Origin of the sequence: Nocardioides sp. CPCC 205120, assembly GCF_048654585.1 — a bacterium.
Taxonomy (GTDB): Bacteria; Actinomycetota; Actinomycetes; order Propionibacteriales; family Nocardioidaceae; genus Nocardioides.
In genome coordinates, this window is the sequence record NZ_JBMCYY010000002.1 from 19181 (window position 1) to 39899 (window position 20719).

The following is a 20719-nucleotide window of genomic DNA, read 5'->3' on the forward strand; positions in this document are numbered from 1 at the left end:
GCTCGCCCGTGAGCCCGACCGACACGCCCGTCCCGCCCGTCCCCGCGAACGCCGGCCCGCCGCTGGTGGTCGCCGTCGACGGCACCTCGGGCTCGGGCAAGTCGAGCACCTCGCGGGGCGTCGCGCAGCGGCTCGGGCTGGCCTACCTCGACACCGGGGCCCAGTTCCGCGCGATCACGTGGTGGATGCTGCGCCGCGGCGTCGACGTCCACGACGCGGCCGCAGTCGCCGGGCTCGCCGCCGAGCCGCGGCTCGTCTCGGGCACCGACCCGTCGGCGCCCACGATCCACGTCGACGGCGAGGACGTCTCGGCCCCCATCCGCACCCCCGAGGTCAACAGTGCGGTCAGCCCGGTGAGCGCGGTGCCCGAGGTGCGCACCCGCCTCCTGGAGCTGCAGCGCGCCATCGTCTTCGAGACCCTCGCGGCCGGACGCGGCATCGTCGTCGAGGGCCGCGACATCGGCTCGGTCGTGTGGCCGGACGCCCCCGTCAAGGTCTACCTGAGCGCCGACCCCGCCGCGCGCGCGTCGCGCCGCTCCCGCGAGGAGGGCGGCACCGACGTCGCCGCCACCGAGCAGTCGCTGCTGGCCCGGGACGCCATCGACTCCGGCCGGGCGACGGCGCCCCTCGTGCTGGCCGACGGCGCCGTGGCGATCGACACGACGCCGTACACGCTCGAGGAGGTCGTCGCGCAGGTGGTGGCGCTCGCCCGGGCGGTGGAGGCTCCCGCGTGACCTCGGCGCCGGCGCCCCCGCGGCGGCGGCCCGGCGACCGGGGTGACGGGCACCGCGAGGCCCCCCGCAGCGACGGGGTCCGCCTGCCCCACCGGTGGCTGCTGCACGGCGGCCGCCCCGCCACGCGCTGGCTGGTCCGCCGCCGGTTCTCCGTGCGCCTGCACCACCCGGAGCGGGTGCCCGCGCGCGGCGGGGTGGTCCTGGCCGCCAACCACGTCGGCTGGGCCGACGGTCCGCTGCTGGCGATCTTCAGCCCGCGCCCGGCCCACGCCCTCACCAAGGTCGAGATGTTCACCGGCCCGCTGGGGGCCTTCCTGCGCACCTGCGGGCAGGTGCCGCTCGACCGGTTCCACCCCGACCCCGCGGCGATCCGCACCTGTCTCGGCCTGCTGCGCGCGGGGCGCGTCGTCGGCGTCTTCCCCGAGGGACGCCGCGGGCCGGGCGACCTGTCGCGCTTCCACCGCGGCCCGGCGTACCTCGCGCTCGTGACGGGCGCACCCGTCGTACCGGTCGTGATCCTCGGCACGCGCGAGCCCGGCGGGCGCAGCGGCGACCTGCCGCGACGTGGCGCCCACGTCGACCTCTACTACGGTGAGCCCCTACGGCTGCCGCGGCAGCCGTGGCCGCGCACGCGGGAACAGGTCGAGGAGGCCTCGTTGTTGCTGCGACGGCACATGCTGACCACCCTCGACGCCGCGCGCGCCGCGACCGGGCGCGACCTGCCCGGGCCGCTGCCGCCCGACGACCTGGAGGAGGACCCCTACTCGGGGCTCGTCCTCCTCGAACCCGGATCCACACCAGGAGCACCATGACCGAGTACGACGACCAGCCCGCCGCCGCCGGGGACCTCCCCGGCGACCCCGACGGCGGACCGCTGCCCGTGCTGGCGGTGGTGGGGCGGCCGAACGTCGGGAAGTCGACCCTGGTGAACCGCATCATCGGGCGCCGCGAGGCCGTGGTCGAGGACCGCCCGGGCGTGACCCGCGACCGCGTCTCCTACGACGCGCAGTGGAACGGGCGGGCCTTCACCGTCGTCGACACCGGCGGCTGGGACCCCGACGCGCGCGGCCTCGCCGAGCGGATCCGCGCCCAGGCCGAGATCGCCGTGTCGCTGGCCGACGCGGTGCTCTTCGTCGTCGACGCGACCGTCGGCATCACCGACGCCGACGAGGCCGTCGTGCGGGTGCTGCGCAAGGCCGACAAGCCCGTAGTGCTGGCCGCCAACAAGGTGGACGACCAGCGCACCGAGACCGAGGCCTACGGTCTGTGGAACCTCGGCCTCGGCGAGCCCCACCCGGTCTCCGCCATCCACGGCCGCGGCTCCGGCGACCTCCTCGACGCGATCCTCGACGTGCTGCCCGAGCCGCCCGAGTTCGTCGACGCCGTGCCCGGCGGCCCCCGCCGCATCGCGATCGTCGGCAAGCCCAACGTGGGCAAGTCGTCGCTGCTCAACAAGCTGGCGGGGGAGGAGCGCGTCGTCGTCGACGACGCCTCGGGCACCACGGTCGACCCCGTCGACGAGCTCGTCGAGCTGGGCGGGCGCACCTGGCGCTTCATCGACACCGCGGGCATCCGCAAGCGCGTGAAGGAGGCGTCGGGGCACGAGTACTACGCCTCGCTGCGCACCTCGACGGCGATCGACCGCGCGGAGGTGGCCGTCCTCGTGATCGACGGCGGCGCCTCCATCTCCGAGCAGGACCTGCGCATCGTGCAGACGATCCGCGAGGCCGGGCGCGCCCTCGTCATCGCCTTCAACAAGTGGGACACGGTCGACGAGGAGCGGCGCTACTACCTCGACCGCGAGATCGAGCGCGAGCTCGTGCAGGTGCAGTGGGCGCCGCGGATCAACATCACGGCCCGCACCGGCTGGCACGTCGACCGGCTCGTGCCCGCCCTCGACCGGGCGCTCGAGGGCTGGGAGACGCGCGTCGGCACCGGTGCGCTCAACGCGTTCCTCGGCCGCCTCATCGCCGAGCACCCGCACCCGGTGCGCAGCGGCAAGCAGCCGAAGATCATGTTCGGCACGCAGCCCTCGACCGCGCCGCCGACGTTCATCCTCTTCACCTCCGGCAAGCTCGACGCCTCCTACGAGCGGTTCGTCGAGCGCCGGCTGCGCGAGGAGTACGGCTTCGTCGGCACGCCGATCGTCATCACCCAGCGCGTGCGGGAGAAGCGCAAGCGCTGAGCCCGCGCCCGGGTCGCGGGTCGCGGTGGGCGGGGCCGGTCAGGTGACCGCGTCGCCCGCCGCGCCGCGCACCCGCTCGAGCACGCGCATCGAGCCGAGCGCGTCGACCTCGACGAAGTCGCCGGAGTCGAGGGCGCGGCAGTACACGTCGTACGGCGGCCGTCCCCCGTCCGCGGGGTCCGGGAACACGTCGTGGATCACGAGCGCGGCACCGGGTGCCAGCCAGCGGGCCCACCCCGTGTAGTCGGCGTGGGCGTGCACCTCGGCGTGCCCGCCGTCGACGAACAGCATCGAGAGCGGGGTGCGCCACAGCGCCGCGACGGTGGTCGACCGGCCGACCACCGGCACCACGACGTCCTCCAGCCCGGCGCGCTCGATGGTGCGCCGGAAGACCGGCAGGGTGTCCATCAGCCCGGACTCGGCGTCGACGAGCGTCGCGTCGTGGTGCTCCCAGCCGGCCTGGTTCTCCTCCGAGCCGCGGTGGTGGTCGACGGTCACGACGGTGCCGCCGACGGCGCGGGCCGCCGCACCGAGGTAGATCGCGGACTTCCCGCAGTAGGAGCCGACCTCCAGCACGACCCCGTGCGGCAGTCGTGCGCGGGCCCAGCGGTGCAGCAGCAGGCCCTCGTCGGGCGGCATGAACCCCTTCGCCGCGAGCGCGTGCTCCAGCAGGTCCGCCGGCATCCCGCTCATCGCTGCTCCTCCGCGAGCTCGGCGGGGGAGTCGCCGACGGGTCGCCCGCGCCACCCGTTCCAGTGCCAGTGCAGGTAGCGGTCGATGGCCCGCACGACGTGGGCGCTGCGGATCGAGGGAAGGGTGTCGAACGCGTGCTGGGCGCCGGGCAGCTCGGCGTAGACGACCGAGCGGCGCGAGTGCTCCTTCAGCCGCTCGACCAGGAGGCGGGCCTGGTCGACGTCGACGAGGCTGTCGGTGGTGCCGTGGATGACGAAGAAGTCGGGGGCGTCGGCTCCGACGCGCAGCAGGGGCGAGGCGGCCTCGAAGGTGGCCGGGTCCTCGCTGAACGGGCGGCCGACGATGAGCGGGGCCAGGAAGCGGTCGCGCATCCGGATCGCCCGGGGCAGTCCGCTGGCGCCGGCGAAGTCGTAGACGCCGTAGTGCGGGACGGCGACGTCGACGTGGGTGTCGGCGTCCTCGAAGCCGGGCTGGAACTGCGGGTCGCCCGGCGTCAGCGCGGCCAGCGCGGCCAGGTGTCCGCCGGCCGAGCCGCCGGTGATGGCGAGGTACGACGGGTCCCCGCCGTAGGCGGCGACGTGCTCACGCACCCAGGCGATGGCCCGCTTGACGTCGATGATGTGCGCGGGCCACGGGTCGCGCGGGGCGAGGCGGTAGTTGATCGACACGCACACCCAGCCCTTGCTCGCCATGTGCTGCAGGAGAGGGATCGCCTGGTGCTCCTTGCTGCCGACCCGCCACGCCCCGCCGTGCACCTGCAGCAGGACGGGCGCCCCGTCGGGGTGGGCCGGCTCGCTCGGCCGGTAGACGTCGAGCATGGTGCGGCGGCCCGCGTCGGCGTACGCGATGTCGCGCTCGACGTGGACGCCCGGGGTGCGGATCCGGAAGGGGACCGCCAGCTGGCGCCACGGCAGCGCGAGGTCCGCGGGGGTGGGGGCGGCGTCGAGCTGCTCGACGTAGTCGACCCCGAGGGCCTCGACCAGCGCGTCCTCGGTGCGGTCGCGCGCGCGCTGGGCCTGCACGACCATGGTGCCGAGGGCGGCCGCGTTGCCCGCGGCCAGCAGCAGGCCCGCCGTACGACGGCGGTCACCGGGCACGGGCCGGTGGGTGGCGGCGTCGAGAGCGGTCAGCCCCAGCAGCTGCGGGGCCAGCTCGCTCGTGAGCCAGCCGGCGGCGAAGGCGTACATCCCCGAGCGCAGGCCGCGGGGCGGCCGGAACGCGTTCGCGGAGAGGGCGGCGAGGGCGAGCTGGCGGCGGAGGAGTCCCACGGGGGCGACTGTAGGACCCGCGTGGGTGCTCCGGCGAGGGCGGGTTACCCGTCGGTCACGTCCCGATCGACGGGTGAGCGCCCGGTGGGCGCGCGGCCCGGCGACGCCCGTGGGGCCCCGTGGTGGGCCCGGTGGGACGATGGTGCGGTGACGCAGACTCCAGGCCCCCCGCTCCGCGACGTCCCGCTCACGCACTTCCGCGACGTGCTCGGCACGTTCGCCACCGGCGTCGTGGTGGTCACCGCCCTCGACGAGGGCGAGCCCGTGGGCATGACGGTCCAGTCGTTCGCCAGCCTGTCGCTGCGCCCGCCGCTCGTGCTGTTCTGCCCGGCCCGCACCTCGCGCACCTGGCCGCGCGTGCGCCGCGCGGGCAGCTTCTGCGCCAACGTGCTCGCCGAGGACCAGGCCGACGTGGCCGCCGCGATGGCCTCGGGCGCCGGCGACCGGTTCGCGGGCCTCGCCTGGGAGCCCGGCCACGGCGGGGCGCCGCGACTGGCGGGCGCCCTGGCCCACGTCGAGGCGACCGTGCAGGCCGTCCACGCGGGCGGTGACCACGACGTGGTCGTCGGCCGGGTACGGCGGGTCGCCCGCGGCGCGGCGGGCACCGGTCCGCTGCTCTACCACGAGGGCCGCTACGCCCGGGTGCTCGGCGAGGAAGCGGTCGCGCCCGGCCCCCGTCGCTGAGACGGGAACCGGGCGCGGGTGCTGCCGGGTGCTGCGGGGTCCTGCTGAGGGTCAGGCCGCCTGGGCCGCCGACGCCTCGAGCGGGTCCTCGCCGATGACGTCGCCGCGCGGCGCGTCGTACCGCGCCTGGTCGAGGATGCCCTCGCGCTTCGCCACGATCGTGGGCACGAGCGCCTGGCCGGCGACGTTGGTCGCGGTGCGGATCATGTCGAGGATCGGGTCGATCGCGAGCAGCAGCGCGACGCCCTCGACGGGCAGGCCGAGCGTCGACAGGGTCAGCGTCAGCATCACGACGGCGCCCGTGAGGCCGGCGGTGGCCGCCGAGCCGATGACGGAGACGAACGCGATGAGCAGGTAGTCCTGGATGCCGAGCTCGATGCCGAAGATCTGCGCGACCGTGATGGCGGCGAGCGCCGGGTAGATGGCCGCGCAGCCGTCCATCTTGGTGGTGGCGCCGAAGGGCACGGCGAACGACGCGTACTCCTCGGGCACGCCCAGGTTGCGCACCGTCACGCGCTGGGTCAGCGGCATGGTGCCCACCGAGGAGCGGGAGACGAACGCGAGCTGGATGGCGGGCCAGGCCCCGGAGAAGTACTTGGCGGGGGAGAGGCCGTGCAGCTTCGCCAGCAGGGGGTAGACGCCGAAGAGAACGATGGCGCAGCCGACGTAGACGTCGATGGTGAAGACCGCGAGCGGGCCGAGCAGGTCCCAGCCGTACGACGCGACCGCGGCACCGATGAGGCCGAGCGTGCCCAGCGGCGCGAGGCGGATGATCCACCACAGGACCTGCTGGATCACGGCGAGCAGCGAGCGCATGATGCCGAGGAACGGCTCCGCCTTGTCGCCGGCCTTGAGCGCGGCCGCACCGACGGCGAGCGCGACGACCACGATCTGCAGCACGCTGAAGCTGATGCCGCTCTCGGACGACGAGATGCCGAGGAAGTTGGCCGGCACGAGGCCCGTGATGAAGTCGAGCCAGGAGCCCGTGGACCCCTCGTACGACGCGTCCGCCGGCGCGACGTCGGCGGCGCTGCCCGGGTTGGTGAGGAGGCCGAGCGTGATGCCGATGGCCACCGCGATGAGCGAGGTGATCATGAACCACAGCAGCGTCTGCGCGGCGAGCCGGGCGGCGTTCGCGACCTGACGGAGGTTGGCGATGCTCACCACGATGGCGACGAACACCAGCGGCGGCACCACGGCCTTGAGCAGGCCGATGAACACGTCGCCGACGGTCTGCAGGGTGGTGGTGAGCCAGTCGACCTCACCCATGCGGGCCACGAGGCCCAGCGCCACACCGAGCACGAGGGCGAGCACGATCTGCGCCCAGAACGGGGTGCGGAGGAGGGCGGGCCGCGGACGGGGGGTCCGCTGCGTCGAGTCGGGCACGGGGGTGCTGCCTTTCCGGGGGGCCCGGGTCGGGCCGCGACGGACGCGCCCGTCGTGCGGCGCGCCGCCCGCGGGGTCCCGCGGGCACAGGAGGCGTCAACGGCGCCGGTCGTGCGCCTATTCCAACCGACCTACTGCTGTTCCTGCTGCCCTTGCTGCTGGTCGTCGCGGAGGAGGGCCAGCGTCGCCCGCTCCAGCGCCGCCTGGCGCTCGTCCACGGTCTCGAACTCCCGCCGGACGACGTCGCCGATCGTGCGGCCCTCCTCGTAGGCGGTGACGACGCGGGGGTCGACGTACGACGACCGGGCCAGCGTCGGGGTGTTGCCAAGGAACGACGAGACCTCCTTCATGGCGCCGCTCACGGCCCGCCTCCGCGAGGCCGCCGTCTCGCCCGGTTCGCCGGTCGCCGCCAGGGCGGCCGCGGCGAGCACGGTGGCGTGCCACGTGCGGAAGTCCTTGGCCGTGGCGTCGATGCCGGTGGTCTCCCGCACGTACTCGTTGACGAGCGGCGGCAGCACGGAGCGCCAGCGGCGCACCTCCTTGAACGCCAGCAGCCGCGGGTCGTCGCCGCGCCGGCGGCGCATGACGGCCAGCGACTCGACCACCACCACGTCGTCGATCTCGATGCGGTGGTCGACGCCCGACTTGCCGGTGAAGGCGAAGACCAGCACGCCGCCGCGTCGCCGCACGTGGCGGCGCTCCAGCGTGGTGAGGCCGAAGCTGCCGTTCGTGTCGGCGTACACGTCGTTGCCGATCCGGAAGTAGCCGAGGTCCAGCAGCCGCACGGCGGTCGCCGCGGCGCGCTCCTGGGGCATGCCGTCGAGCCCGAGGTGGCCGAGCACGCTCTGGCGGGCACGCTCCAGGGAGGTGCCGAAGTCGACCATCCGGTCGAACTTCGCGGCGTCGCGCTGCTCGCGCCAGACGGGGTGATAGAGGTACTGGCGCCGCCCGGCGTCGTCCGTGCCGACCGCCTGCAGGTGACCGTTCGGGTACGGCGTGACCCACACGTCGCGCCACGCCGGCGGGATGACCAGCGACTCGACGCGCGCCCGCTCCTCGGGCCCCAGGCGCTGCCCGTGCTCGTCGAGGTAGGTGAACCCGCGCCCCACCCGCCGCCGGGTCCAACCCGGCTGCTCGGGGGAGGTCCTGCGCAGGCGCGGCACGGTTCGAGCGTAGACAGTCGGGCCAGTCAGCCGGGCCAGTCAGCCGGGCCGGTCAGCCGGGCCGGTCAGCCGGGCCAGCGGCGCCCGGCCCCCGCGGACGTCATCCCGATCGAGGTGCCCGGCCCTCGTCCTGCATGACGTCCGGCGCTCGGCTCACCAGCCGCGCTCGCGCCACTCCGCGAGGCGGGGGCGCTCGGCGCCGAGGGTGGAGTCGTCGCCGTGGCCGGGGTAGAACCACGTGCTGTCCGGGAGCGTCCCGAAGACCTTGGTCTCGACCTCGTCGAGGAGCTGGACGAACGCGGCGTCGTCGCCGAACGTGTTGCCGACGCCGCCGGGGAAGAGGGAGTCGCCGGTCCACAGGTGCGGCGAGCCGGAGCCGTCGTCGTACGTCAGCGCGATCGAGCCGGGGGTGTGGCCCGCCAGCGCGATGACGCCGAGCTCGACGTCGCCGAGGCGCACGCGGTCGCCGTGCTCCAGCGCGCGGGTGACGGGCACGCCGGTCTGCTCCGTGACGGCGGCCGCGTCCGGGGCGCCGACGAGGGTGGGGGCACCGGTGGCGCTCACGACCTCGGCCAGCGCGCGGTGGTGGTCCCAGTGCTGGTGGGTGGTGACGACGCCCTCGAGCCCGCCCTCGCCCACCAGGCGCAGCAGCACGCGGGCCGCGTCGGCCGCGTCGACGAGGAGCTGCGCGCCGGTGCTGCGGCAACGCAGGAGGTAGGCGTTGTTCGCCATCTTCTCGTCGACGGCGACCTTGGTGACGACGAGCCCGGGGAGCTCGCGGACGGCGGGCTCCCCGCCCGGGGTGACGTGGCCGGTGTAGGTCATGGGCCCGATGCTAGGCCCGTCGCAGGACGGGGGGACCCTGGTCCGCGCGGTCCGCTTGCCCCCGGGTGACAACCTGGCGGGTGCGCGTCGGCTTGCAGTTCCGTGCCCGATGTCGAAAACTTGTTCGACGCGACGACGACGCCGATCCCTGGCGCCCGTCCCCACCGAGGAGAAGGACCACCGTGGCCGACCAGCTGATCATCCGAGGCGCTCGCGAGCACAACCTCAAGGACGTCTCGGTCGACCTGCCGCGCGACAGCCTCATCGTCTTCACGGGCCTGTCGGGCTCCGGCAAGTCGAGCCTGGCCTTCGACACGATCTTCGCCGAGGGCCAGCGCCGCTACGTCGAGTCGCTCTCGGCGTACGCCCGGCAGTTCCTCGGGCAGATGGACAAGCCGGACGTGGACTTCATCGAGGGGCTGTCCCCAGCGGTCTCGATCGACCAGAAGTCGACGTCGCGCAACCCCCGCTCGACGGTCGGCACCATCACGGAGGTCTACGACTACCTCCGCCTGCTGTACGCGCGGGCCGGCACGCCGCACTGCCCCGTCTGCGGGGCCGTCATCGAGCGCCAGACGCCGCAGCAAATCGTCGACCGCGTCCTGACGCTGGAGGAGGGCCGCCGCTTCCAGGTGCTCGCGCCCGTCGTGCGCGGCCGCAAGGGGGAGTACCTCGAGCTCTACCGCCAGCTGACGACCCAGGGCTTCTCGCGCGCCCGCACCAACGGCGTGACCCACGCGCTCGACGCGCCCCCGCAGCTCGACAAGCAGAAGAAGCACACGATCGAGGTCGTGGTCGACCGCCTGTCGGTCAAGGCCTCGTCGAAGCGGCGCCTCACCGACTCGGTCGAGACCGCGCTCGGCCTCGCGGGCGGTCTCGTCATCCTCGACTTCGTCGACCTCCCCGACGACGACCCCGACCGCGAGATGCGGTTCTCCGAGAAGCTGGCCTGCCCCAACGAGCACCCGCTGGAGGTCGACGAGCTCGAGCCGCGCTCGTTCTCCTTCAACGCCCCGTACGGCGCGTGCCCCGAGTGCTCCGGCCTGGGCGTCCGCATGGAGGTCGACGCCGAGCTCGTCGTGCCCGACCCGACGGCGACGCTGGGCGAGGGTGCGCTCGCGCCGTGGACCGGCGCGCACGTGGCCGACTACTTCCTGCGGCTGCTCGCCGCGCTCGGCGACGAGCTCGGGTTCGACCTCAACACCCCGTGGGACGAGCTGCCGGCCAAGACGCGCAGCACCATCCTCGACGGGCGCGCGACCAAGGTGCACGTGCGCCACCGCAACCGCTACGGCCGCGAGCGGGCCTACCACGCCGACTTCGAGGGCGTGCGGGCGTACGTCGAGCGCCGTCACCGCGAGGCGGAGTCCGACACGAGCCGCGAGCGGTTCGAGGGCTTCATGCGCGAGGTGCCGTGCCCCACCTGCAAGGGCGCCCGGCTCAAGCCCGTCGTCCTCAGCGTGACCGTCGGCGAGCGCAACATCGCCGAGGTCTGCGCGATGCCGCTCAACGAGGCGTCGGAGTTCCTCAACGGGCTCGAGCTGTCGTCGCGCCAGCGCCAGATCGCCGCCAACGTGCTCAAGGAGATCCAGGAGCGCCTGCGCTTCCTGCTCGACGTCGGCCTCGACTACCTCAGCCTCGACCGGCCCTCGGGCTCGCTGTCGGGCGGCGAGGCGCAGCGCATCCGGCTCGCCACGCAGATCGGCGCCGGTCTCGTCGGCGTGCTCTACGTGCTCGACGAGCCGTCGATCGGCCTGCACCAGCGCGACAACCAGCGGCTCATCGAGACGCTGCTGCGGCTCAAGAGCCTCGGCAACACCCTCATCGTCGTCGAGCACGACGAGGACACCATCCGCGTCGCCGACTGGGTCGTGGACGTCGGGCCGGGCGCGGGCGAGCACGGCGGCCAGGTGGTGCACTCCGGCAGCGTCGCCGACCTCTACTCCCACCCCGACTCGATCACGGGGCAGTACCTGTCGGGCCGCCGCGAGATCCCCGTCCCGGCCGTGCGCCGCCCCCTCACGAAGGGCCGCGAGCTGACGGTCGTCGACGCGCGGGAGAACAACCTGCACGGCATCGACGTGACGTTCCCGCTCGGCGTCTTCGTCGCCGTCACCGGCGTCTCGGGCTCCGGCAAGTCGACGCTCGTCAACGACATCCTCTACACCTCGCTGGCCAAGCAGATCTACAACGCCAAGACCGTGCCCGGCCGGCACCGCAAGATCACCGGCACCGAGCACGTCGACAAGGTCATCCACGTCGACCAGTCGCCGATCGGGCGCACCCCGCGGTCCAACCCCGCGACGTACACGGGGGTCTTCGACCACGTGCGCAAGCTCTTCGCGCAGACGCCGGAGGCGAAGGTCCGCGGCTACATGCCGGGCCGCTTCTCTTTCAACGTCAAGGGCGGGCGCTGCGAGGCCTGCGCCGGCGACGGCACGCTGAAGATCGAGATGAACTTCCTGCCGGACGTCTACGTCCCCTGCGAGGTGTGCCACGGCGCCCGCTACAACCGCGAGACGCTCGAGGTCCACTACAAGGGCAAGACCATCGCCGAGGTGCTCGACATGCCGATCGAGGAGGCGGTCGAGTTCTTCGCCGCCGTCCCGGTCATCCACCGGCACCTGTCGACCCTCATGGAGGTCGGGCTGGGGTACGTGCGGCTCGGTCAGCCCGGCACCACGCTGTCCGGCGGCGAGGCGCAGCGCGTCAAGCTCGCCACCGAGCTGCAGCGCCGGTCCACGGGGCGCACCCTCTACGTGCTCGACGAGCCGACCACGGGCCTGCACTTCGAGGACATCCGCCGCCTGCTCGAGGTGCTCGGCCGACTGGTCGACCAGGGCAACACGGTCCTCGTCATCGAGCACAACCTCGACGTCATCAAGACCGCCGACTGGATCGTCGACATGGGTCCCGAGGGCGGCTCCCGCGGCGGCACCGTCGTCGCGAGCGGCACGCCCGAGGACGTCGTCACCGTGCCCGAGAGCCACACCGGCCGCTTCCTCGCCCCGCTGCTCGAGGGGCGCGCCGCCAGCGCGCAGCCCCCGCGGGACCCGGCCCCCGAGCCGCTGCGCGGCAAGGGGGCGGTAAAGGCCGCCGCGAAGGCGGCAGCGGCCGCTGACAAGGCCGCGGAGAAGGCGGCGGCGAAGACGGCGCCGGCCACGAAGACCGCAGCCAAGAAGGCGCCGGCCAGGAAGACCGCGGCGAAGAAGGCCACGGCCACCGCGGGCGCCCGGAGCCGGGCGTGAGCCCCCGGGAGCGGTCGTCCGGTACGCCGGCGCTGGGCCGGCGCGGGTTCGTGCGGGTCGCGGCGGGCGGGGCCGCGGGTGCGCCGCTGCTCGCGGCGTGCGGCGGCGAGACCGAGGTCTCCGCGCCCGAGGGCGCGCCGGGCGAGGTCATCGTGGCGGCGGCCGACGTACCGGTGGGTGGCGGCGTGATCGTCGACGCACCGGCCGTCGTGGTGACGCAGCCGGAGGAGGGCACGTTCAAGGCCTTCTCGTCCATCTGCACCCACCAGAGCTGCAAGGTCACCCAGGTCGAGGACCGCGCGATCGTCTGCCAGTGCCACCGCAGCCTGTTCTCCATCGACGACGGCGCGGTCCTCGACGGGCCGGCGGAGGAGCCGCTGCCCGAGGTCGCGGTCGCCGTCGACGGCACCGACGTCACGTTCGCGTGAGGGGGTCGCGGCCGTGGCCGATCCGCTGACCTACCGCCCGAAGCCGGGGGAGATCCCCACCCAGCCGGGGGTCTACCGGTTCCGCGACGCCCAGCGCCGGGTGATCTACGTCGGCAAGGCGAAGAGCCTGCGGGCGCGGCTGTCGTCGTACTTCCAGGACATCTCGGCGCTGCACCCGCGCACCGCGACGATGGTGACGACCGCGGCCAGCGTCGAGTGGACCGTGGTGGGCACCGAGGTCGAGGCGCTCCAGCTGGAGTACTCCTGGATCAAGGAGTTCGACCCGCGGTTCAACGTGAAGTACCGCGACGACAAGTCCTACCCGTGGCTGGCCGTCACGGTGTCGGAGGAGTTCCCCCGCGTCATGGTCGGCCGCGGCGCGAAGCGGAAGGGCACGCGCTACTTCGGGCCCTACAGCCACGCGTGGGCCATCCGCGACACCGTCGACACGCTGCTGCGCGTCTTCCCGATGCGCTCGTGCAGCAACGGGGTGTTCAAGCGCTCGCAGCAGGTGGGGCGCCCCTGCCTGCTGGGGTACATCGACAAGTGCGCCGCGCCCTGCGTCGGCAACGTCAGCGCCGAGGAGCACCGCGCGATCGTCGACGACTTCTGCGCCTTCATGGCGGGGCAGACGGCGGCGTTCACCAAGCGCATCCACCGCGAGATGCTCGCCGCCAGCGACGCGCTCGACTTCGAGCGGGCCGCCCGCCTGCGCGACGACCTGGGTGCGCTGGAGCGGGCGCTGGAGAAGCAGGCCGTCGTGCTCGGCGACGGCACGGACGCGGACGTCATCGCCCTGGCCGCCGACCCGCTCGAGGTGGGCGTGCAGGTCTTCCACGTGCGCGGCGGGCGCATCCGCGGCCAGCGCGGCTGGGTCGCCGACCGCACCGACGAGGGCGGCACCGCCGAGCTGGTGGAGGGCTTCCTCCTCCAGCTGTACGGCGGGGAGGCCGGCGACGCGATCCCGCGCGAGGTGCTCGTCCCCGAGCTCCCCACGGACGTCACGACCGTGGAGCAGCTGCTCGGCGAGCTGCGCGGCGGCAAGGTGCAGGTCCGCGTCCCCCAGCGCGGCGACAAGCGCGCGCTGCAACAGACCGTCGAGCGCAACGCGCAGCAGGCGCTCGCCCTGCACAAGACGAAGCGCGCCAGCGACCTGACGACCCGCAACCGGGCGCTGGAGGAGATCCAGTCCGCGCTGGACCTCGACGACGTGCCGCTGCGCATCGAGTGCTACGACGTGTCGAACCTGCAGGGCACCGAGGTCGTGGCGTCGATGGTGGTCTTCGAGGACGGGCTGGCCCGCAAGGGCGAGTACCGCCGTTTCGTCGTCAAGGGCGTGGAGGGCCAGAACGACGTCGCGTCGATGCACGAGGTGATCACGCGGCGCTTCCGCCGACTGCTCGACGAGCAGGCCCGCTCCGAGCTGCGGCCCGGCGACGACACGACGGGCCCGATGCTGGTCGACCCGGACACGGGCCGGCCGCGCAAGTTCGCCTACGCCCCGGGGCTCGTGGTCGTCGACGGCGGCCCGCCGCAGGTGGCCGCGGCGCAGCGGGCGCTCGACGAGCTCGGCATCGACGACGTGCCGATCGTGGGGCTGGCCAAGCGCCTCGAGGAGGTGTGGGTGCCGGGGGAGGAGGACCCGGTGATCCTGCCGCGCACCTCGGAGGGGCTCTACCTGCTGCAGCGGATCCGCGACGAGGCCCACCGGTTCGCGATCAACCACCACCGCTCGCGGCGCTCGAAGTCGATGGTCGAGAGCGTCCTGGACGACGTGCCCGGGCTCGGCGAGGTGCGCCGGCGCAGCGTCATCAAGCACTTCGGCTCGCTGCGCAAGCTGCGCCAGGCCGAGGTCGCGGAGATCGCCATGGTCCCCGGTGTGGGACCGGCGACGGCCGCGGCCATCAAGGACGCGTTGGCGGCCGACGATGCGCAGCGGCGCGAGCGCGGACAGAATGTGCGGATCAACACCGCCACCGGTGAGATCGAGGAGGACTGAGTGGACGAGCCCGTCCCGTCGAGCACCGCCCCCGCCCCACCCGCCACCACCGCCGGACAGCTGGTGGTCGTGACCGGCATGACCGGCGCCGGTCGCAGCACCGCGGCGAAGGAGCTGGAGGACCTCGGCTTCTACGTGGTCGACAACCTGCCGCCGGCGCTGCTGCGCGACGTGGTGCGCCTCGTCGACGAGAGCAAGGGTCCCCAGCAGCCCATCGCGGTGGTCGTCGACGTCCGTTCGGGGTCGTTCTTCGACAGCCTGCAGGTGAACCTCGCCCAGGGGGCGACGGGCCGGCACGCGACGCTCGTGTTCCTCGAGGCCACCGACGAGGTGCTGGTACGCCGGCAGGAGGCCGCCCGGCGCCCGCACCCGCTCCAGGGCGGCGGCCGCCTGCTCGACGGGCTCCAGCGCGAGCGCGCCGTCCTGGCCCAGCTGCGCTCGACGGCGGACCTGGTCATCGACACCAGCAACCTCAACGTGCACCAGCTGACGAAGCGGGTCGCGCACGCGTTCGGCACGCCGGACACGACGCGGCTCAAGGTGCGGGTCGTGAGCTTCGGCTTCAAGTACGGCATCCCCGTCGACGCCGACTACGTCGCGGACATGCGGTTCCTGCCGAACCCGCACTGGGTGCCCGAGCTGCGTCCGCTCACGGGGCAGGACCCCGACGTGGCGACGTACGTGAAGGCGCGGCCGGGCGCGGAGCTGTTCCTCGAGCAGTTCGTGCCGCTGCTGCAGACGGTCGCGGAGGGCTACCTCGCCGAGGGCAAGCGGTTCATGACCGTCGCGGTCGGCTGCACCGGCGGCAAGCACCGCAGCGTCGCGATGTCGGAGGAGATCGCGGCGCGGCTGCGCGAGCACGGCTACGAGGTCCGGGCGACCCACCGCGACCTCGGGCGCGAGTGAGCCCGTTCCGCGACGCCGCCGCCCCGTCCGGTCCCCTGGGGCCGCGGACGGTGCCGCTGCCCGGCACCCGCGTCGTCGCCCTCGGCGGGGGCCACGGCCTGCACGCCTCCCTGGCGGCGCTGCGCCGCGTCGTCGGCGACCTGACCGCGGTCGTCACGGTGGCCGACAACGGCGGGTCGTCGGGCCGGCTGCGGGGCGAGTTCGGCGTCCTGCCGCCGGGGGACCTGCGCATGGCCCTCGCCGCCCTGTGCGGCGACGACGACTGGGGCCGCACGTGGGCGGAGGTGCTGCAGCACCGGTTCGCCGGCGAGGGGGAGATGCGCGGCCACGTCGTCGGCAACCTCCTCATCGTCGGCCTGTGGGAGCTGCTCGGCGACAGCGTGCCGGCCCTCGACTGGGTCGGGCGGCTGCTGGGCGCCCAGGGCCGGGTGCTGCCGATGGCGGTGACGCCCATGGACATCACGGCCGACGTGGCGCTCGACGGGGAGGTCGTGCGCGTCCGGGGCCAGGTCGAGGTGGCGAGCACCGCCGGCCGCATCGAGGGCATCCAGCTCGACCCGGCCGACCCCGAGGCCTGCCCCGAGGCGGTCGAGGCCGTCCGCTCCGCCGACTGGGTCGTGCTCGGCCCGGGCAGCTGGTACACCTCGGTCATCCCGCACCTCATGGTCCCCGACCTGCGCCGGGCCATCGTGGGCACGCGCGGCCGGGTGGTGGTCGTCCTCAACCTCGAGGGGCAGCCGGGGGAGACCGCCGGGTACGGCCCGGAGGAGCACCTCGCGGCGCTGCTCGAGCACGCCCCCGACCTGCGGATCGACACCGTCGTGGCCGACACGGCCGCCGTGGCGGACGCCGGGGCGCTCGAGGCCGCCGTGGCACGGTTGGGCGCCCGGCTCGTCGTGGCGGACGTCGCGGTGGGCGACGGCACGCCGCGGCACGACCCCGCGCGGCTCGCCGGTGTGCTCGGTCGGGTGATGGGCGCCACGGCCGCGCCGGCCGCGGCGCTGGCGCCGGTCCAGCCCGGCCCGCCCGCCTGAGCCGAGCGGTCACGGCGTGTCGCGCGGCGTGGCAGGATGGCGCGCATGGCGATGACGGCCCAGGTGAAGGCGGAGCTCTCCAACACGCACATCACCAAGAACTGTTGTCGCAAGGCCGAGGTGGCCACGCTGCTGCGCTTCGCCGGCGGCCTCCACATCGTCGGCGGCCGCATCGTGGTGGAGGCGGAGCTGGACACCGGCGCCGCCGCCCGCCGCCTCCGCAAGGACGTCAAGGAGGTCTTCGGCCACGACTCCGACGTCGTGCTCGTGCAGGGCAACGGCATCCGCCGCGGCAGCCGCTACCTGGTGCGCGTCGTCAAGGACGGCGAGGCCCTGGCGCGCCAGACCGGGCTGCTCGACGGTCGCGGGCGCCCCGTGCGGGGCCTGCCCCCGCAGGTCGTCTCCGGCGGCGCGTGCGACGCGGTCGCGGCGCTGCGCGGGGCCTTCCTGGCGCACGGCTCGCTGACCGAGCCGGGCCGCTCGTCCTCGATGGAGGTCACCTGCCCCGGCCCGGAGGCCGCGCTGGCGCTCGTGGGCGTCGTACGACGTCTCGGGATCCAGGCGAAGGCCCGTGAGGTCCGCGGGGTCGACCGCGTCGTGGTCCGCGACGGCGACGCCATCGGCGCCCTGCTGACCCGCCTGGGAGCCCACGAGGCGCTCATGGCGTGGGAGGAGCGGCGGATGCGGCGCGAGGTGCGCGCCACGGCCAACCGCCTCGCGAACTTCGACGACGCCAACCTGCGCCGCTCGGCGCGCGCCGCGGTCGCCGCGGGCGCACGGGTCGAGCGGGCGCTGGAGATCCTCGGCGAGGAGGCTCCCGAGCACCTCAAGGCCGCGGGGCACCTGCGCCTGGAGCACAAGCAGGCGTCGCTGGAGGAGCTCGGGCAGCTGCACGAGCCGGCCCTGACGAAGGACGCGATCGCGGGCCGGATCCGCCGGCTGCTGGCCATGGCCGACAAGCGCGCGGAGGACCTGGGCATCCCGGACACGGAGGCGTCCCTGACCCCGGACATGCTCGTCGAGGAGGTGTGAGCCGCACCTCGGCGCCGGTTCGGTAGGGTCGGGAGCGGCAACCCGCCAACGAGCCGGGTCCTGGCCCCGGGTCACGCATCCCTAGGAGTCGAGTAGCAGTGACTGTTCGCGTAGGAATCAACGGCTTCGGCCGCATCGGCCGCAACTTCTTCCGGGCGGTCCGCGCCTCGGGTGCCGACATCGAGATCGTCGGCGTCAACGACCTGACCGACAACGCGTCGCTGGCGCACCTGCTCAAGTACGACTCGATCCTGGGTCGCCTCAACGCCGACGTGTCGTCGACCGACACCTCGATCGTCGTGGGCGGCACCGAGATCCACGCGTTCGCGGAGCGCAACCCGGCCGACCTCAAGTGGGGCGACATCGGCGTCGACGTCGTCGTCGAGTCCACCGGTTTCTTCACCGACGCGACGAAGGCCAAGGCCCACGTCGACGGTGGCGCCAAGAAGGTCATCATCTCCGCGCCGGCCAGCAACGACGACATCACCATCGTCATGGGCGTGAACCACGAGCAGTACGACCCGGCCGCCCACACGGTCATCTCCAACGCGTCCTGCACGACCAACTGCCTCGCCCCGATGGCCAAGGCGCTCAACGACGCGATCGGCATCAACAAGGGCCTGATGACGACGATCCACGCCTACACGGCCGACCAGAACCTGCAGGACAACATCCACAAGGACCTGCGTCGCGCCCGCGCCGCCGCGCTCAACATCGTGCCGACCTCGACCGGTGCCGCGAAGGCCATCGGCCTGGTGCTGCCCGAGCTCAAGGGCAAGCTCGACGGCTACGCGCTGCGCGTGCCGACGCCGACCGGCTCGCTGACGGACCTCTCCTTCGAGGCGTCGCGCGAGACGTCGGTCGAGGAGGTCAACGAGGCGGTCAAGGCCGCCGCCGACGGTCGCTTCCTCAAGTACTCGACCGACCCGATCGTGTCCTCGGACATCGTCACCGACCCGGCGTCGTGCATCTTCGACTCGCCGCTGACCAAGGTGATCGGCAACCAGGTCAAGGTCGCCGGCTGGTACGACAACGAGTGGGGCTACTCCAACCGCCTCGCGGACCTGATCGCCTACATCGGCGAGACCCTCTGACGTGGGTTCCTACCCCGGACTCGGTGAGGTCGGCGGCAAGCGCGTCCTGGTCCGCTCGGACCTGAACGTGCCGCTGGACGGCACCACCATCACCGACGACGGCCGGATCCGGGCGAGCGTCCCGACCATCCGCGCGCTGGCCGAGGCCGGCGCGCGGGTGGTGGTCACCGCCCACCTCGGCCGGCCCAAGGGCGCGCCGGACCCGGCGTACTCCCTCGCCCCGGTCGCCTCACGCCTCTCCGAGCTGCTCGAGGCGCCCGTCGCGTTCGCGACCGACACGGTCGGCGAGAGCGCGCGGCAGGTCGTGGCCGACCTGGCCGACGGCCAGGTCGCCGTGCTCGAGAACGTCCGCTTCAACGCGGGCGAGACCAGCAAGGACGAGGCCGAGCGCGGCGCCTTCGCCGACGAGCTCGCCGGCCTCGCCGACGCCTTCGTCTCCGACGGCTTCGGCGTGGTGCACCGCAAGCAGGCGAGCGTGTACGACGTCGCGCAGCGCCTGCCGCACACGATGGGTGCCCTCGTGCGGGCCGAGATCGACGTGCTGACCCGGCTGACCGAGACCCCGGAGCGCCCCTACGTGGTGGTGCTCGGCGGGTCGAAGGTCTCCGACAAGCTCGGCGTCATCGACAACCTGCTCGGCAAGGCCGACAAGCTGCTCATCGGCGGCGGCATGGTCTTCACCTTCCTCAAGGCCCAGGGCCACGAGGTCGGCCGCAGCCTGCTCGAGGAGGACCAGATCGGCACGTGCGTGGAGTACCTGCGCCGCGCCGAGACGTCGGGCGTCGAGATCGTCCTGCCGTCCGACATCGTGGTCGACACCGAGTTCCCGACCGGTGACACCCGGCCGGAGCCGATCGTCGTACCGGCCTCGAACATCCCGGCCAGCAGCCTCGGCCTCGACATCGGGCCCGACTCGGCCGCGGCGTTCGCCGCCGCCCTGGCGGACGCCCGCACGGTGTTCTGGAACGGGCCGATGGGCGTCTTCGAGGTCGAGGAGTTCGCGGGCGGCACCCGCACGGTCGCCGAGGCGCTGACGAAGGTCGACGGCCTCTCGGTCGTCGGCGGCGGCGACTCGGCCGCGGCGGTGCGCACGCTCGGGTTCGACGAGACGGCCTTCGGCCACATCTCGACGGGCGGCGGCGCGAGCCTGGAGTACCTCGAGGGCAAGGAGCTCCCGGGCGTGAAGGTGCTGGAGGACTGATGGCCACGAAGAAGCCCGGCGCCGGTGGGCGCACGCCGCTCATGGCGGGCAACTGGAAGATGAACCTCAACCACCTCGAGGCCGTCGGCCTGGTGCAGAAGCTCGCCTGGACGCTGTCGGACAAGAAGCACGACCACGACGCCGTCGAGGTCGTCGTGGTCCCGCCGTTCACCGACCTGCGCTCGGTGCAGACCCTGGTGGACGGGGACCGGCTGAAGCTCAAGTACGGCGCGCAGGACGTGTCCGTGCACGACGAGGGCGCCTACACCGGCGAGATCTCGGCGTCGATGCTCGCCAAGCTCGGCTGCTCCTACGTGGTCGTGGGCCACTCGGAGCGCCGGGAGTACCACGGCGAGAGCGACGACGTCGTCAACGCGAAGGCCCACAAGGCCCTCGCGGCCGGCATGGTCCCGATCGTGTGCGTCGGCGAGGGCCTCGAGGTGCGCAAGGCGGGCGAGCACGTGGCCCACACCCTCGCGCAGGTCGACGGCTCGCTCGCGGGCTTCACCGCCGAGCAGGTCGCGGGCCTCGTCGTCGCCTACGAGCCCGTGTGGGCCATCGGCACCGGCGAGGTCGCCACCCCGGCCGACGCGCAGGAGGTCTGCGCGGCGATCCGGGCCCGCGTCCGCGAGGTCCACGGCGACGCGGCGGCCGACGGCCTCCGGGTGCTGTACGGCGGGTCGGTGAAGGCCGCGAACGTCGCCGGCATCATGGTCGAGGAGGACGTCGACGGCGCACTCGTCGGCGGCGCCAGCCTCCAGGCGGAGGAGTTCGGCGGCATCTGCCGCTTCTACGACATGCCCCGCCTCTGACCTGCTCCGGCACCCTGCTCGAGCACC

General features: G+C 73.7%; 18 protein-coding genes. 13 read left to right on the plus strand and 5 right to left on the minus strand.

The features are described 5' to 3' along the window. Positions 1-8: 8 nt before the first annotated feature. Genes cmk through der form a run of 3 tightly spaced genes read left to right on the plus strand, consistent with a single transcriptional unit; the run spans position 9 to position 2919 of the window. Positions 9-734, plus strand: coding sequence for a (d)CMP kinase (gene cmk / locus ACOACO_RS11135; RefSeq protein WP_420296351.1), 726 nt, complete (start codon positions 9-11; stop codon positions 732-734). Then, complete coding sequence (locus ACOACO_RS11140; RefSeq protein ID WP_420296352.1) at positions 731-1546, plus strand: lysophospholipid acyltransferase family protein; 816 nt, start codon at positions 731-733, stop codon at positions 1544-1546. The genes cmk and ACOACO_RS11140 overlap by 4 nt, the downstream gene beginning before the upstream one ends. Further along, positions 1543-2919 carry a ribosome biogenesis GTPase Der gene (gene der / locus ACOACO_RS11145; protein WP_420296353.1) on the plus strand — a complete coding sequence of 459 codons (1377 nt, stop codon included), beginning with the start codon at positions 1543-1545 and terminating at the stop codon, positions 2917-2919. Before ACOACO_RS11140 ends, der begins: the two co-directional genes overlap by 4 nt. A 39-nt stretch (positions 2920-2958) precedes the next feature. On the opposite strand, the gene ACOACO_RS11150 is transcribed toward der, so the two are convergent. After that, on the minus strand, positions 2959-3612 hold the full coding sequence (locus tag ACOACO_RS11150; protein ID WP_420296354.1) for a class I SAM-dependent methyltransferase: 654 nt from the start codon (positions 3610-3612) through the stop codon (positions 2959-2961). Further along, positions 3609-4880 (minus strand): alpha/beta hydrolase fold domain-containing protein, encoded by a 1272-nt coding sequence (locus ACOACO_RS11155; protein WP_420296355.1) that lies wholly within the window; start codon positions 4878-4880, stop codon positions 3609-3611. Before ACOACO_RS11155 ends, ACOACO_RS11150 begins: the two co-directional genes overlap by 4 nt. A gap of 147 nt (positions 4881-5027) precedes the next feature. On the opposite strand from ACOACO_RS11155, the gene ACOACO_RS11160 reads away from it, so the two are divergent. Continuing rightward, positions 5028-5564, plus strand: a complete 537-nt coding sequence (locus tag ACOACO_RS11160; protein WP_420296356.1) for a flavin reductase family protein — start codon at positions 5028-5030, stop codon at positions 5562-5564. 51 nt (positions 5565-5615) lie between these two features. Here ACOACO_RS11160 and ACOACO_RS11165 read toward each other — a convergent pair whose 3' ends face one another. From ACOACO_RS11165 to ACOACO_RS11175, 3 genes are all read right to left on the minus strand, one after another. After that, on the minus strand, positions 5616-6950 hold the full coding sequence (locus tag ACOACO_RS11165) for a dicarboxylate/amino acid:cation symporter (RefSeq protein ID WP_420296357.1): 1335 nt from the start codon (positions 6948-6950) through the stop codon (positions 5616-5618). 131 nt (positions 6951-7081) lie between these two features. Further along, positions 7082-8113 carry a DNA topoisomerase IB gene (locus tag ACOACO_RS11170; protein WP_420296358.1) on the minus strand — a complete coding sequence of 344 codons (1032 nt, stop codon included), beginning with the start codon at positions 8111-8113 and terminating at the stop codon, positions 7082-7084. Between the two features lie 153 nt (positions 8114-8266). Beyond that, positions 8267-8938 (minus strand): MBL fold metallo-hydrolase, encoded by a 672-nt coding sequence (locus tag ACOACO_RS11175; protein ID WP_420296359.1) that lies wholly within the window; start codon positions 8936-8938, stop codon positions 8267-8269. 182 nt (positions 8939-9120) lie between these two features. On the opposite strand from ACOACO_RS11175, the gene uvrA reads away from it, so the two are divergent. The 9 genes from uvrA to tpiA all read left to right on the plus strand — a co-directional run bounded on the left by uvrA (position 9121) and on the right by tpiA (position 20692). Further along, positions 9121-12186 (plus strand): excinuclease ABC subunit UvrA, encoded by a 3066-nt coding sequence (gene uvrA / locus ACOACO_RS11180; protein ID WP_420296360.1) that lies wholly within the window; start codon positions 9121-9123, stop codon positions 12184-12186. Next, positions 12183-12614: a Rieske (2Fe-2S) protein gene (locus ACOACO_RS11185; protein ID WP_420296361.1), complete on the plus strand. Its 432-nt coding sequence runs from the start codon at positions 12183-12185 to the stop codon at positions 12612-12614. Before uvrA ends, ACOACO_RS11185 begins: the two co-directional genes overlap by 4 nt. Before the next feature lie 13 nt (positions 12615-12627). Further along, positions 12628-14613 (plus strand): excinuclease ABC subunit UvrC, encoded by a 1986-nt coding sequence (uvrC, locus tag ACOACO_RS11190; RefSeq protein WP_420296362.1) that lies wholly within the window; start codon positions 12628-12630, stop codon positions 14611-14613. Then, complete coding sequence (gene rapZ / locus ACOACO_RS11195) at positions 14614-15519, plus strand: RNase adapter RapZ (RefSeq protein ID WP_420296363.1); 906 nt, start codon at positions 14614-14616, stop codon at positions 15517-15519. 50 nt (positions 15520-15569) lie between these two features. Beyond that, the gene (locus tag ACOACO_RS11200) at positions 15570-16553 is read left to right on the plus strand and encodes a gluconeogenesis factor YvcK family protein (protein WP_420297218.1); all 984 of its coding nucleotides are present in this window, start codon (positions 15570-15572) and stop codon (positions 16551-16553) included. A gap of 45 nt (positions 16554-16598) precedes the next feature. Further along, positions 16599-17585 (plus strand): DNA-binding protein WhiA, encoded by a 987-nt coding sequence (gene whiA, locus ACOACO_RS11205; RefSeq protein ID WP_420296364.1) that lies wholly within the window; start codon positions 16599-16601, stop codon positions 17583-17585. Between the two features lie 98 nt (positions 17586-17683). Next, a complete protein-coding gene (gene gap / locus ACOACO_RS11210; RefSeq protein ID WP_420296365.1) occupies positions 17684-18679 on the plus strand; it encodes a type I glyceraldehyde-3-phosphate dehydrogenase in 996 nt (331 codons plus the stop codon). A gap of 1 nt (position 18680) precedes the next feature. Then, positions 18681-19880, plus strand: a complete 1200-nt coding sequence (locus tag ACOACO_RS11215) for a phosphoglycerate kinase (RefSeq protein ID WP_420296366.1) — start codon at positions 18681-18683, stop codon at positions 19878-19880. Continuing rightward, positions 19880-20692 carry a triose-phosphate isomerase gene (gene tpiA / locus ACOACO_RS11220; RefSeq protein WP_420296367.1) on the plus strand — a complete coding sequence of 271 codons (813 nt, stop codon included), beginning with the start codon at positions 19880-19882 and terminating at the stop codon, positions 20690-20692. The genes ACOACO_RS11215 and tpiA overlap by 1 nt, the downstream gene beginning before the upstream one ends. The last annotated feature ends 27 nt before the right edge of the window (positions 20693-20719 follow it).

Excerpts from the sequence above, each read along its gene's own strand:
- der (WP_420296353.1), top strand. The coding sequence starts at position 1,543 with ATGACCGAGTACGACGACCAGCCCGCCGCCGCCGGGGACCTCCCCGGC.
- ACOACO_RS11150 (WP_420296354.1), bottom strand. The coding sequence starts at position 3,612 with ATGAGCGGGATGCCGGCGGACCTGCTGGAGCACGCGCTCGCGGCGAAG.
- ACOACO_RS11175 (WP_420296359.1), bottom strand. The coding sequence starts at position 8,938 with ATGACCTACACCGGCCACGTCACCCCGGGCGGGGAGCCCGCCGTCCGC.
- whiA (WP_420296364.1), top strand. The coding sequence starts at position 16,599 with ATGGCGATGACGGCCCAGGTGAAGGCGGAGCTCTCCAACACGCACATC.
- tpiA (WP_420296367.1), top strand. The coding sequence starts at position 19,880 with ATGGCCACGAAGAAGCCCGGCGCCGGTGGGCGCACGCCGCTCATGGCG.